Annotated in this window: 12 protein-coding genes and 1 tRNA gene; 3 read left to right on the forward strand and 10 right to left on the reverse strand. The window is 65.2% G+C overall.

Translation table 11 applies throughout. From position 1 onward, the window contains the following. The first annotated feature begins 16 nt into the window (after positions 1 to 16). From ACRYLT_RS14280 to ACRYLT_RS14290, 3 genes are all read left to right on the forward strand, one after another. The gene (locus ACRYLT_RS14280; protein WP_482664752.1) at positions 17 to 955 is read left to right on the forward strand and encodes an alpha/beta fold hydrolase; all 939 of its coding nucleotides are present in this window, start codon (positions 17 to 19) and stop codon (positions 953 to 955) included. 113 nt (positions 956 to 1,068) lie between these two features. Beyond that, the gene (locus ACRYLT_RS14285) at positions 1,069 to 1,494 is read left to right on the forward strand and encodes a VOC family protein (protein ID WP_482664753.1); all 426 of its coding nucleotides are present in this window, start codon (positions 1,069 to 1,071) and stop codon (positions 1,492 to 1,494) included. A 73-nt stretch (positions 1,495 to 1,567) separates the two neighbouring features. Next, positions 1,568 to 2,065 (forward strand): GNAT family N-acetyltransferase, encoded by a 498-nt coding sequence (locus tag ACRYLT_RS14290; RefSeq protein WP_482664754.1) that lies wholly within the window; start codon positions 1,568 to 1,570, stop codon positions 2,063 to 2,065. A gap of 488 nt (positions 2,066 to 2,553) precedes the next feature. Here ACRYLT_RS14290 and ACRYLT_RS14295 read toward each other — a convergent pair. The 10 genes from ACRYLT_RS14295 to dxs all read right to left on the reverse strand — a co-directional run bounded on the left by ACRYLT_RS14295 (position 2,554) and on the right by dxs (position 12,981). Next, positions 2,554 to 2,628: transfer RNA gene (locus ACRYLT_RS14295), tRNA-Gln, on the reverse strand. Positions 2,629 to 2,678: 50 nt separating this feature from the next. Further along, a complete protein-coding gene (locus tag ACRYLT_RS14300; RefSeq protein WP_482664755.1) occupies positions 2,679 to 3,569 on the reverse strand; it encodes a branched-chain amino acid aminotransferase in 891 nt (296 codons plus the stop codon). Positions 3,570 to 3,600: 31 nt separating this feature from the next. Beyond that, positions 3,601 to 4,431 (reverse strand): pyrroline-5-carboxylate reductase family protein, encoded by an 831-nt coding sequence (locus ACRYLT_RS14305; RefSeq protein WP_482664756.1) that lies wholly within the window; start codon positions 4,429 to 4,431, stop codon positions 3,601 to 3,603. 43 nt (positions 4,432 to 4,474) lie between these two features. Then, entirely contained in the window at positions 4,475 to 4,984 is a 510-nt protein-coding gene (locus ACRYLT_RS14310) for a type III secretion system chaperone family protein (RefSeq protein WP_482664757.1), read from the reverse strand. A 99-nt stretch (positions 4,985 to 5,083) separates the two neighbouring features. Continuing rightward, a complete protein-coding gene (locus ACRYLT_RS14315) occupies positions 5,084 to 5,398 on the reverse strand; it encodes an accessory factor UbiK family protein (protein ID WP_482664758.1) in 315 nt (104 codons plus the stop codon). Between the two features lie 22 nt (positions 5,399 to 5,420). Next, positions 5,421 to 5,975 carry a TspO/MBR family protein gene (locus tag ACRYLT_RS14320; RefSeq protein ID WP_482664759.1) on the reverse strand — a complete coding sequence of 185 codons (555 nt, stop codon included), beginning with the start codon at positions 5,973 to 5,975 and terminating at the stop codon, positions 5,421 to 5,423. 4 nt (positions 5,976 to 5,979) lie between these two features. Further along, positions 5,980 to 9,093, reverse strand: coding sequence for an efflux RND transporter permease subunit (locus ACRYLT_RS14325; protein WP_482664760.1), 3,114 nt, complete (start codon positions 9,091 to 9,093; stop codon positions 5,980 to 5,982). Positions 9,094 to 9,096: 3 nt separating this feature from the next. Further along, on the reverse strand, positions 9,097 to 10,197 hold the full coding sequence (locus ACRYLT_RS14330) for an efflux RND transporter periplasmic adaptor subunit (RefSeq protein WP_482664761.1): 1,101 nt from the start codon (positions 10,195 to 10,197) through the stop codon (positions 9,097 to 9,099). Between the two features lie 51 nt (positions 10,198 to 10,248). Further along, positions 10,249 to 11,001, reverse strand: a complete 753-nt coding sequence (locus ACRYLT_RS14335; RefSeq protein ID WP_482664762.1) for a TlyA family RNA methyltransferase — start codon at positions 10,999 to 11,001, stop codon at positions 10,249 to 10,251. Positions 11,002 to 11,052: 51 nt separating this feature from the next. After that, complete coding sequence (dxs, locus tag ACRYLT_RS14340; protein WP_482664763.1) at positions 11,053 to 12,981, reverse strand: 1-deoxy-D-xylulose-5-phosphate synthase; 1,929 nt, start codon at positions 12,979 to 12,981, stop codon at positions 11,053 to 11,055. Positions 12,982 to 13,010: the final 29 nt, after the last annotated feature.

Here is a 13,010-nt window from a genome sequence, read left to right on the forward strand (position 1 = left end):
GAAGGGAGTTCCGCCAATGATCAGACGACTGATGCTCTGCGTTGTCCTTGCCGCCACCGGCCTCGCCACTCCGGCGCCGATCTTCGCTCAGAATGGGGGGGCACCGGCCGGGACCCCCGCTGCGACCGTGCGTTCGGCGATCGCGCGGTCAGGGGACCTGGCGATCGCCTATCAGGTACATGGCGATCTGGGATCCGGGACAATGCCGATCCTCGTTCTGCACGGCGCCTATATGTCCGCCAACGCCATGGCCGCGTTCGTCGAGCGTTTCGCACGAACCCGTCCGGTCATCGTCTTCGATCAGCGCGGCCATGGCCGAACCGGTGATGCGCCCGGCCCGATCACCTACGAGGCCCTGGCGGACGATGCCGCTGCCGTCCTCGACTCAGCCGGCGTCGGGACGGCCGACGTGTTCGGCTACTCGATGGGCGGCTCGGCCGCGATGCAGCTGGCCATCCGTCATCCGGAGAGGGTCGGCAAGCTCATCACGGTTTCCGCCAGCAGCCGTCTAAACGCTCTCTATCCGGAGGTGCTCGCCGGCATCGCCGCCATCGAACCTTCTGTGTTCGAGAACACGCCGATCCGCCGGGAATATGATCGCCTGGCGCCGAGACCCCAGGATTTCCCGCTCCTGGTCCGCAAGCTCAAGGTCCTCGACGCGACGCCGTACGACTGGGAAGGAGCGATCCGGGCCCTGGCGCACAAGACGATGATCGTGATGGGCGACTATGACGTCATCACACCCGAGCATGCGGTGGAGCTGTTCCGCATGCGCGGTGGCGGAGCCGCGGCGACGGCCGCCCAGGGTTTCCTTGCCGCGCCGCCTCCGGCGAGGCTCCTCGTGCTGCCCGGCGCCTCCCATATCGGGGTGATGGCGGAGGCCGAGGCGATCGTTGCCTTCGCACTGCCCTTTCTGGACGACGTCACGCCGCAAATGCCACCAGGGTTCTTCTGACAGGCGCCCGCCCACCGGAGCCGTCCTCAAGCGCCGCGGGCGCGGACGCGATCCTCTCACAGAGGGCGATGATCCGATCTGGACCATCCCCCATCAGAGCATGGAGTAAAGAAATGCCGAGAATGATCTTCATCAACCTTCCGGTCGCCGATCTGGCCGTCTCGACGCGCTTCTACGAGGCGATCGGCTGCCGCAAGAACGCGCAGTTCAGCAACGAGCAGGCCTCGTCGATGGTCTGGTCGGAAGCGATTACCTTCCAGCTTCTTGCACGAGACTATTTCAGCACCTTCATCGCCAAGGACATTCCGGACGCCCGTCAATCCTGCCAGGTGCTCATCTGCCTCTCACTCGATGCCCGCGACGCGGTCGACTCCACCATTGCCGCGGCCGTGGCAGCCGGCGGCCGCGGCGACCTTCGCGACCCTATCGACATGGGGTTCCTTTATAACAGGAGCGTGGAGGATCCCGACGGTCACGTCCTCGAAATCGCGTGGATGAACCCGGACGCCGTGATGCCGCCCCAAGAAGCCGCAGAGTGACGCTTCGTCCGTCGACGTTCGCCTAGGCTGGGGAACGGGTCCCGTGGGGAGCTCGACGTGCAGCGAGGTGCCCGTGAAACTGACCATCAGGCCGGCCGAGCCGAGCGACTGGCCGTCGATCTGGCCGATCGTCCACAACGTGGCGGCGGCCGGCGAGACCTTCGCGATCGACCCTGATCTGACGGAGGATCGCGCCCGGGCAATGTGGATTGAGGCGCCGCCGGGACTGACGGTCGTAGCGGTGGACGGCGACCATGGAGTGGTTGGCTCCGCCAAGATGGGGCGCAACCGCGAAGGCCCGGGCGCCCATGTCGCCACGGCCAGCTTCATGGTGGCAGCCGCTGCGAGACGCCGAGGCGTCGGGCGGGCCCTTGGTCGCTATGTGCTGGCCTGGGCCCGCCAGCAGGGCTTCCTCGGGATCCAGTTCAACGCGGTCGTCGAGGTCAATCGAGCGGCTGTGAATTTGTGGACCGAGCTCGGCTTCGCCGTCGTCGGGACCGTACCCAAGGCGTTCAACCACCCGGAACAGGGTCTGGTGGGTTTGCATGTCATGCACCGGTACCTGCCTTAGTTGGAGCACCGTCGGATTGGCTCGTTCGAGCCTCACCCAGGAATCTGAACATGCCATCATTCGATCGCGGGGAGAACGGACGGGCCTTGTGCGCCCACAGCTGCGAGGAAAATAGGGTGCTAGCCGACGTCCCAAATAATCCCATTTGGGCGGATGATGGAGCCGAGCACGACTCTGAGCGCGCCAGCCGATTCCGATGTCACGTTGGACACTGCAATCTGCCGTGCTTGGAAAGCGAGCGGAATGAGCGCAGAGATCGACTTTTGACGCTGTGCGAACAGCGGTGCACTTCGACTTCAGTCAGCAGGTCAAGGATCTGGCCATCGGACAGGCGGAAACTCGCGCAACCAAGAAGTGCGGCCGCGCCGATAGACGTGTTAGATGGATGCCATGCGCCGACTTCTCCCGGCTCGCCGCGGCCCAATCGATGCGCCGGATTCGAACCTTCACGAGGTGAAGCCAGCAAATCCAGGCACTTCGTTGTGAATTGGCTGGGGCGGCAGGATTCGAACCTGCGAATGCCGGTACCAAAAACCGGTGCCTTACCACTTGGCGACGCCCCAGCAGCGCGGACGCGCGCGCCTTATAGCCGCGCATCCGTGGATCGGAAGCTCTATGCGTTCGAATTTCGGCGATAGACGAGATCGAAATAGTCGCGCCGGAGGCCGAGGGTAAGCTCACCCACCTCGAAATTCCACGGTCCGGCCGAGGCAACTGGGGTGACCTCCGCGGCGCTTCCGGTCAGGAACATCTGCTCGAAGCTTTCCAGCTCCTCCGGCCAGATTGGCCGCTCGATCACCTCGATCCCGCGCCGGCGGGCGAGTTCGATGATCGTCTGGCGAGTGATTCCGTTGAGGAAGCAATCCGGCGTGGGCGTGTGGAGCGCGCCGTCGCGAACGAAGAAGGCGTTGGCGCCGGTCGCCTCCGCCACCCGGCCGCGCCAGTCGAACATCAGCGCGTCGTCGAAGCCCTTGGCCTGGGCGGCATGGCGCGACAGAGTGCAGATCATGTACAGGCCAGCCGCCTTGGACTCGGTCGGGGCGGTATAAGGGGCGGGCCGGCGCCAGGGCGCAATGTCGAGCCGGACGCCCTTCAGCAACGCCTCCTCGCCGAAATAGGCGCCCCAGGGCCAGCAGGCGATGGCAAGATGGATCATCGACCGCTGCGCCGATACGCCCATCTGCTCCGATCCGCGCCAGGCGAGCGGGCGCATATAGGCGTCCTCAAGTGCGTTCGCCTTCAGCACTTCGCGGCAGGCCTCGTCGATCTGATCCACCGTCCAAGGGATTTCGAAACCCAGCAGTTCCGCGCTTCGGCGAAGTCGGCGGCTATGCTCGGTCAGCTTGAAGACCTCGCCCCCATAGGCCTTCTGCCCCTCGAACACCGACGAGGCGTAGTGAAGCGCATGGGTGAGGACGTGGACGTTCGCCTCTCGCCACGGTACCAGTTTGCCGTCGAACCAGATCCAGCCGTCGCGGTCGTCAAAGGTGCGCAGATCGCTCATGGGCAGCGGATATAACCGACCTCCCGGTCGGTCAACTTTGCGGGGCAGAACGCGCTTCCGCTGCCATTTCGAGGCTCCGACGACGCGACGCGCCGAGCGTTCGAGCGATCAGCGCGTTGAGCGCTTCGTCCTGATCGAGAACCTGAAGCCCCGCTTGAGTGGTACCGCCCGGGCTGGCGACCCGTGCCGCAAGTCGCTCCGGCCCCTCGCCTGAAGCGACGGCAAGCGCGGCTGCGCCCTCCACCATCGCGGCAGCGAGACGGGCCGCCTGTTCCCCGGGCAGCCCGAGCTGGGCCGCGCCTTCGCCAAGCGCCTGGAGGAATCGGAACAGGAAAGCCGGCCCCGCTCCGGTCAACACGCCCGCAAGCTGGAACAGGCCCTCCTCCTCGATCCACTCCGCATGCCCCAATGCCGACATGAGGCCGGTCACCATGGCTCGAGCGGCGAGATCGCCGCTGTCGCTGTGGAGGGGGACGACTCCCTTGCCGAGCGCGACCGGCAGGTTGGGCATTGCCTTGACCACGGTCTGCGGCATCAGGAAGCGTGCCCGAAGCGAAGCCTGTTCGACTCCCGCCAGGATGGAGACAAGCAGGGTATGAGGATCGAGGACCGGCGCGAGCCGAGGCGCGACCAGGTCGATCTGGTAGGGCTTCATCGCCAGCACGACGATCGCCGGGACTTCATCCTCGGGATAGTCGGTAAGGACTCGCACGCCATGGCCGACAGGTCGGCCGCTCGGGCGAACGACGGTCACATGAGCGGGATCGATCCCGGCGGCGATCCAGCCCTCGAGCATCGCCGAGCCCATATTGCCGCAGCCGACGAGCCAGAGCGGTCCGGGAAGCAGTGGATCTTCCGACATGACCGCGCTCTAGCTTCAAAGCGCGGCGAATCCGAGCCCTCGCTCAGGCTTCGCCCTGAGTTTCGATCAAGGCTGCGGCGATCGCTTCCTGGGGAGTCTTGTTCGCCCAAAGGACGAACTGGAAAACGGGATAGAAGCGCTCGCATTCCTCGATGGCCGCTTCGACGAGGGTTTCCGCCTGCTGGAGGCTGAGCGTTCCCCGGTCCTCGCCCTCCAGAAGTGCGGCATGGCGGAAGAGGACGAGGCCGGAGGCCGACCACAGCTCGAAATGGCCGAGCCAGAGTTGCTCGTTGATCAGGCCGATCGTTTCGTAAGTCGCGTCCCTCTTGTCGGCCGACACCCGAATATCCGGCAGCGCCAGGAACTGGAGCACCTGATCTTCCTCGCGCCAGATCGCGCGAAGCTCATATTGAGTCCAGCTGCCCTGAAAGCTGGAGACGATTTCGTCGTCGCCATTACGCTCATAAGCCCAGCCGAGAGCGCTGAAATATTGTTCGAGCATGTCGATCGGCGCGCTCGCCTCCCGTTCCAGCTCGTACTCATCCATATCCATGCAGCGTCCCCGGCCTTGTTTTGTTCGCACGGAATCTGCCTGTCTCTCCTGCAAAGCGCAAGGAGAGCCATGGTTCCGCATTAACAAAGCTGTGGATACTCAGGCGATTCCCTCGCTTGCGCCCGAACTCTTTCGGGCACGGGAACCGGCCGGCTTGGCAGAGGCCGTGGCCGCAAGCGCTGCTTCAAGCGCCTCGATCCGGGAACGAAGCGCCTCATTCTCTTCACGGGCGGCGACGGCCAAGGCGCGCACTGCCTCGAACTCCTCGCGGCTGATCAGGTCGAGGCCTCCGACCCATTCGCGAGCGCGGTCCTGAAAGGCGGCCTGAGCCTCGCGGGTCATTCCGGCAATCGTTCCGGCGGCGCCGTTCATCACTTTGACGAAATCGTCGAACAGGCGGTTCTGGGACTGCATCGCGAGCCTTCCTCCGAATGGTTCAGAGAGGGATATCGGCACTTGCCCCGTCCGGCACAAGTGCGGCTGCGTCGGGATTCAGCCCCGAGATGGAAATCGTGAGAAGGGCTGCGAAACAGATCCAGGCGAGATAAGGCAACATCAGGAGCGACGCGAGGCGCCGGATTCTCCACAGCAGCACGACCAGGGCGACGGTGAGAACGACCATGGCGCCGATCAGCAGCAAGGCCGATCCGACATCGTGAAAGCCGAAGAAGACCGGCGACCAGGCATAATTGCAGGCGAGCTGAAGGAGGAACAAGCCAATCACTGCTCCTCGCCTGTGGGCACCGCGAGCATGCAACAGGATCGCTAGAACAAGCCCGAGTAGAATGTAGAGCGCCGTCCAGACGGCGCCGAACACCCAGCCCGGCGGCATGAAGTCCGGCTTGGCGAGGGCATCGAACCAGGGATTGCCGTAGCCGGAGTTGGCGATCCGTCCCGAAATCGTCCCGAGCAGCACCACCAGCGGAACGGTGATCAGCGCATAGCGAAGAAACGACATCCTGAGCTGCGATCTCGAGGCCAGTTCCATCATTCTCTCACTCCGCGGGCGCTGGCTGAGGCCCGCCGGAAAGCTCCGTCTCGAGCTTGCGGGTCACGGCGAGCGGAGATCCGGTAAAACGCGCCAGGCGCGAATAAAGCAAGGGGATGAGAAACAGCGTGATCAGGGTCGAGATCGAGACTCCGAAGACGATCACCGTTCCGATCGTGCTTCGTGCTGCCGCGCCCGCTCCGCTCGCGATCATCAGCGGCACCGCGCCCGCGACGGTGGCGATCGAGGTCATCAGGATCGGTCGAAGCCGACGGCGGGAGGCGTCGCGTATCGCGGCGCCGATCTCCCGACCGGAATCGCGCAACTGATTGGCGAACTCGACGATCAGGATTCCGTTCTTGCACGCCAGACCGACGAGCATGACGAGGCCGACCTGGCTGTAGAGGTTCATGGTCTGGCCCATCACGGAGAGGCCGAGCACCCCGCCGGCGACGGCCAGCGGCACCGTCATGATGATGACCGCCGGATGAACGAAGCTTTCGAACTGGGCCGCGAGCAACAGGTAGACGACGAGGATGGTGAGAGCGAAGACCAGATAGATCGATCCTCCCGTCTCCCTGAAAGCCTGGCTCTCGCCGCGATAGCCCACCGCCACTACTTCGGGCGCCTGAGCGGCCTGCTGCTCGAGGAATTCGAGCGCCTCGCCAAGCGAGTAGCCGGGGGCGAGGCCGGCCGAGAGGGTGATGGCGCGAAGCTTGTTGAAACGGCCGAGATCGCGCGCTCCCGCGGCTTCACGCACCGTCACTAGGTTCGACAGCGGAACGAGGGCCCCGGTCCGGCTGCGCACATAGATCGATCCGAGATTGGCCTCGGTCGCCCGCGCCGACTCCTCGGCCTGGACGACGACCCGATATTCCTCGCCGCGGTCCATATAGGTCGACACCCGGCGCGATCCGAGCAGGGTCTGCAGAGCCTGGCTGACATCGGCGACCGAGACTCCGAGATCGCCGGCGCGAGTCGTATCCACGTCCAACCGGAGCTGCGGCTTGGTTTCCTTATAGTCGCTGTCGAGGTTGATCAGCCCGGGATTGTCCGCGGCCGCCGCAATGATCCGATCCCGAGCCCGAGCGAGCCCCTCGTAGGTCGGCCCGGCGATGACGAAGTTGACCGGCTGCCCGCGGCCTCGGCCGATCGACGAGCGGACCTGAGCATTGCCCCGAACCGCCGGCACCTGGCCGAGGATCCGGTTGACCTGACCGACCACCTCCTCGGTGGTTTCCTCGCGTTCCTCCCAGGGCCGAAGGAAGACGATGACGGCGCCGCTGTTGAAATCGTCGCTCGAGCCGAAGCCGCCGGGCGTACGCGTGATGATCGAGCGGACCGGGCCGTCGTCGCCGACGAGCTGGAGAACCCGAGCCTGGACGTCGAGCATGTAACGGTCCATCTCGGCATAGCCGGTGCCTTCCGGCGCGGAAACATTGGCGCTGAGGATTCCGACATCCTCTGCCGGCACCAGCTCCGATCGAAGCATCGTGAACAGCACGCCCGATCCGGCGACGAAGATCGCGACGGCGATGATCGGGATCAGCGGCCTGGTGAGCACGCGATCGAGAAGACGCGCATAAAGGTCTTCAAGTCGTCGGAAATTGCGGTCGACCCAGGCGGCCAGGCCGCCGCGCTCCTCCCGCTTGAGCAGCTTGGAGCAAAGCATCGGCGCCAGGCTGAGGGCGAAAAAGCCGGAAAAGGCGACGGCGCCGATCATCGCCGCCGCGAGCTCGCGAAACAGGAGACCGGTCTGGCCGGCGATGAACATGATCGGGACGAACACCGCACAGACGACAAGCGTTGTCGAGACGACGGCGAACGCGACCTGGCGCGCGCCGTTGAACGCCGCCGACAGCGGCGGCTCGCCTTCCTCGATCCGGTGATAGACATTTTCGAGAACGACGATGGCATCGTCGACGACGATTCCGATCGACAGCACCAGCGCCAGCAGGGTGAGCAGATTGATCGAGAAGCCGAACAGCCAGAGCACCGCGAAACTTGCGAGCATGCAGAGCGGCACCGTCACGGCCGGGATCAAGGTCGCGCGCCAGCTGCCCAGAAAGAGATAGATGACCAGAACGACGAGGACGGCCGCTTCGGCCAGGGTCACCCAGACCTTCTCGATCGCGCGATCGATGAACAGGGAATCATCGGACCCGACGACGATTTCCATGCCTTCCGGCAAAGTCGGCCTGACCTGCTCGACAGCGGCCTTGGCCGCTTCGGCGACGGCGAGCGTGTTGGCGCCCGACTGGCGCACTATCCCCAGGCCGACGGCAGGATCCCCGTTGAGCCGGAAAGCCGTGTAGGGGTTTTCCGGCCCCTGCTCGACCCGGGCCACATCGCCGAGCTTGACGAGATAGCCGTCGGGGCCGCGACCGACGACGAGCTGAGCGAAATCCTGCGGAGTCGTGAAGGGCCGGTTGACCCGCAAGGTGACGTTCTGCTGCTGCGATTCGAGCCGCCCGGCGGGCAGCTCGACATTCTGGCTGCGCAGGGCGGCCTCGATGTCTGCCGGAGTCAAACTGAAAGCGGCAAGCCGCTCCGGCCTCATCCACACGCGCATGGCCGGGCGTGCCTCGCCGCCGATGAAGACCCGAGCAACTCCGTCGAGCGAGGAGAATCGATCGACCAGATTGCGATCGACCCAGTCGCTGAGCTGGAGCCTCGACCAGTCCGGCTTCGAAATCACCAGGAACATGATCGGCGAGGCGTCGGCGTCCACCTTGCGAACCTCAGGGGTCAGCGCTTCGTCAGGCAAATCCTCCGCAGCGGCGCCGACCCGGTCGCGGACGTCGTTGGCCGCGGAATCGATGTCCCGGCCGGGAGCGAATTCGATGGTGATGTCCGACTGGCCGTCGCGGGAGCGCGAAGTGATCGTCTGGAGACCCTCCACCCCCGAAAGCTGCTCCTCGAGCACCTGGGTGATTCGGGTCTCGATCACATTTGCGGCGGCGCCGATATAGCGCGTCTCGACCGAGACGATCGGCGGATCGACGTCCGGATATTCGCGGACGGAAAGGCTGAGAAAGCCGACGATGCCGACGACCGCCGCCAGGATCGCGAGTACCGCCGCGAAGACCGGACGCTTTACGGAGACGTCGGAGATGAGCATGGGCTAGCCGCCCTGCCTCGCCGGCTGTCGAGCGGCGCGCTGCTGGCCATTTTGCGGACCCGCCAGTCGTATCTGCATTCCGTCGGCGACCTTCACCACGCCCTCGGTGATCACCCTCTGGCCAGGTCTCAGTCCTTCCAGGATCTCCACCCGGCCGGCCGACCGGACGCCGGCCCGGACCGCCGTTCGGCGGGCCCTGCCCTGCTCGTCGACGACGAACACGTAGCGGTCCTCGCCTTCGCCGACGACCGCCAGCTCCGGAACCGACAGGCTCATCCGCGGCTGGTTCTGGATGCTGACGCTCAGCATCATGCCCGGACGAAGCAAACGGTCGGGATTGGGCAGGCGAGCACGCACCTTCACCGCCCGGGTACTCGGATCGACCACCGGGTCGATCGTATGGATCTGACCGCGAAACGGCCGATCCGGATAGGCTGCAGAGCGGGCTTCGATCGACAATCCGGGTCGGATCGCACTCAGCATCGTTTCCGGCACGGTGAAATCGAGCTTGATCGTCGACAGATCGCTGATCGTCGCGATTTCCGTTCCCTGGCTGGCGATCGCGCCGACGGAGATGTTGCGAAGGCTGACCCAGCCGGAAAAGGGCGCCCGAACGACTCGCTCGCCGATCTGCGCCTGAACCTGCTGCGCCTGGGCGCGCGCTGCAGCGGCCTGCGCCATTTGGGTATCGTAGCTGGACTGCGTCGCGAAGCCGCGCTGCTTGAGCTCGGCAATTCGATCGAGCTGCTGTTGCGCTTCGCGGGCCCGCGCCTGGGCTTCGCTGAGCTGAGCGCTCTGCTGAGCCTGCTGGAGAACCGCGACGACCTGCCCGGCGCGGACGAAGCTGCCGTCGTCGAAATTGAGGCGGACGATCCGCTCCGTTACGGGCGCAGCCAGAGTCACCTGCTCGTTGGCATTCGCGGTTCCGATCGCCTCGATCGTGTCCGCGAACGGCATTGTCGAAGCCGGCTCCGCCTTGACCAGAGGCGGCGGGCGCTCGCGACTCTTTTCCGCGCCGCCGCTGCCGCAGGCCGCAAGGGCCGCGCTCACGGCGACGATCAGCAGACGGCGAGCAACCGCGACCATGTTGGGGTCTCTCAGCATGCGAGGCCGCTCAATGCCGGATTTTCGTTACTTGTCGAGTGCGGGCTTGTATCAATTTGTATCCCCCGCCTTGCTCAGCACGGCAGCCAGGAGGAACTCCACATTTCCCTCGGGTCCGGTGATCGGGCTCTTCTCGATTCCGATCACGGCCCAGCCCCGCGACTGGACCCAGTCCGCGGCGGCGGCGCAGACCCGCTTGTGCACCGCGGGATCCCGGACCACGCCGCCCTTGCCGATCTCCTCCCGCTCCGCCTCGAACTGCGGCTTCACCAGGGCGACCAGCCGGGCGTTCGGACCGGCAAAGCTGAGGGCGGAATCCAGCACCTTGGCGAGGCTGATGAAGCTCGCGTCGCAAACGATCAGATCGACCGGCTCGGTGACGATGTCGCGGGTCAGATAGCGGGCATTGGTCTGCTCATGAACGAGCACCCGCGGGTCCTGGCGAAGCTTCCATGCCAGCTGATTGGTGCCGACGTCGATCGCGAAGACCTTGGCCGCCCCTCGCTGCAGGAGGACGTCGGTGAAGCCGCCCGTGGAGGAGCCCACGTCGAGCGCCACCGCCCCGCTCACGTCCCAGTGGAAATGATCCAGGGCGTGGGCGAGCTTGATCCCGCCCCTCGATACCCAGGGATGGTCCTTTCCGCGGACGTGCAACGGCGCATCGGCCGCGATCGGCTGACCTGCCTTGTCGATCTTCCGGTCGCCTGAAGAGACGAGCCCGGCGAGGATCAGCGCCTGCGCCCGGGCGCGGCTCTCCGCCAGACCGCGTTCAACGAGCAGCTGATCGACGCGAACTTTGGGCATATGCCTGCCAGACGATTTTGAACAAGGATCGCCGCTCGGCCCGAGCCGGGTTCAGGCGCGCGCGCCCTCCACCACTCCAGCGCTGTTGTGGCGAAGCGCCTTCAGCACCGTGTCGACGATGCCGTCCGCGTTAAGGCCGGCTTCCTCATACTGCTTCTCGGGCTTGTCCTGATCTTGGAAGCGGTCGGGAAGGCGCATGGTTCGAAGCTTGAGGCCGGCATCGACGAGGCCCAGATCGCTCGCGAGGGTGAGGACATGAGCCCCCAGGCCTCCGATCGCCGCCTCCTCGATCGTGACGGCCACTTCATGGCTAATGAGAAGGCGCCGGATCAAAGCTTCGTCCAGCGGCTTGGCGAAGCGGAGATCGGCCACCGTGGTCGGGAGGCCCTGGGCGTCCAGCCGCTCGGCGGCCTTCAGCGCTTCGGCAAGACGGGTTCCAAGCGACAGGATCGCCACCTTCTTGCCTTCGCGGACGACCCGGCCCTTGCCGATCTCGAGAACCTGAGGCTCCTCGGGCAGGGGAACGCCGACACCATTGCCGCGGGGATAGCGGACCGCGATCGGCCCGCTGTCATGCTCCGCCATCGTCTTGACCATGTTGGCCAGTTCGGCCTCGTCGGCAGCGGCCATGACGACAAAGTTCGGCAAGGTGCATAGATAAGCGAGATCGAAGCTGCCGGCATGCGTGCTGCCGTCGGCGCCGACCAGCCCAGCCCGATCCATGGCAAAACGCACCGGCAGGTTCTGGATGGCCACGTCATGGACGACCTGATCGTAGGCGCGCTGGAGGAAGGTCGAATAGATGGCGCAGAACGGTCGCATACCCTGCGCCGCCAGGCCGGCAGCAAATGTGACCGCATGCTGCTCGGCGATACCGACGTCGAACGCTCGATTCGGATGCTTCTGGGCGAACTTGTCGACCCCCGTTCCCGATGGCATCGCCGCCGTGATGGCGCAGATCCTTGAGTCGGTCTCGGCCAGCTTGGCGAGAGTCTCGCCGAACACGTTCTGGTAGGCGGGAGGGCCGCCGCCCGGCCCCTTGTCCTGTTTGCCGGTGACGACGTCGAATTTGACGACGCCATGATATTTGTCCGCCGCCGCCTCGGCCGGAGCATAGCCCTTGCCCTTCTTGGTGACGACGTGGACCAGCATCGGACCTTCGTCGGCGTCGCGGACATTCTCCAGGATCTTGACGAGGGTGTCGATATCGTGGCCGTCGACCGGCCCGACATAGTAGAAGCCCAGCTCCTCGAACAGCGTCCCGCCCGTCGCCATTCCCCGCGCATATTCCTCGATCTTGCGCGCGGCATTGTGCAGAGGGTCGGGCAGCTTGCGGGCGAAACGCTGCGCCAGCTGACGGACGCTCAGATACTTGCCCGACGAGACGAGCCGGGCGAGATAGTTCGAAAGGCCCCCGACCGGCGGCGCAATCGACATGTCGTTGTCGTTGAGAATGACGATCAGCCGATTGCCGGCCTGTTCGGCATTGTTCATCGCCTCATAGGCCATTCCGGCGCTCATCGCGCCGTCGCCGATCACCGCAATCGCCTTGCCGGGCTTGTCTGCCAGCTTGTTCGCCACCGCGAAGCCGAGGGCGGCGGAGATCGACGTCGAGCTGTGGGCTGCGCCGAACGGATCATACTCGCTCTCGCTGCGCTTGGTGAATCCGGAAAGGCCCCCGCCCTGCCTCAGAGTCCGGATCCGGTCGCGGCGTCCGGTCAGGATCTTGTGCGGATAGGCCTGGTGTCCGACGTCCCAGATGAGAATGTCACGCGGCGTATCGAAGACATAATGAAGCGCGACGGTGAGTTCGACGACGCCGAGGCCGGCGCCGAGATGGCCGCCGGTGACCGACACGGCCGAAATGGTTTCGGCGCGCAGCTCTTCGGATAGTTGACGCAATTGCTCCCGCTCGAGCTTCCGGAGCTGCTCGGGCGTGTCCACTCCGTCGAGCAAAGGCGTGTGCGGACGTTCGGTCATTCTGTCCCCTCTCAGCCCGCCTACATAGT

The sequence above is a fragment of the Sphingosinicella sp. SM1-17 genome (assembly GCF_056821765.1).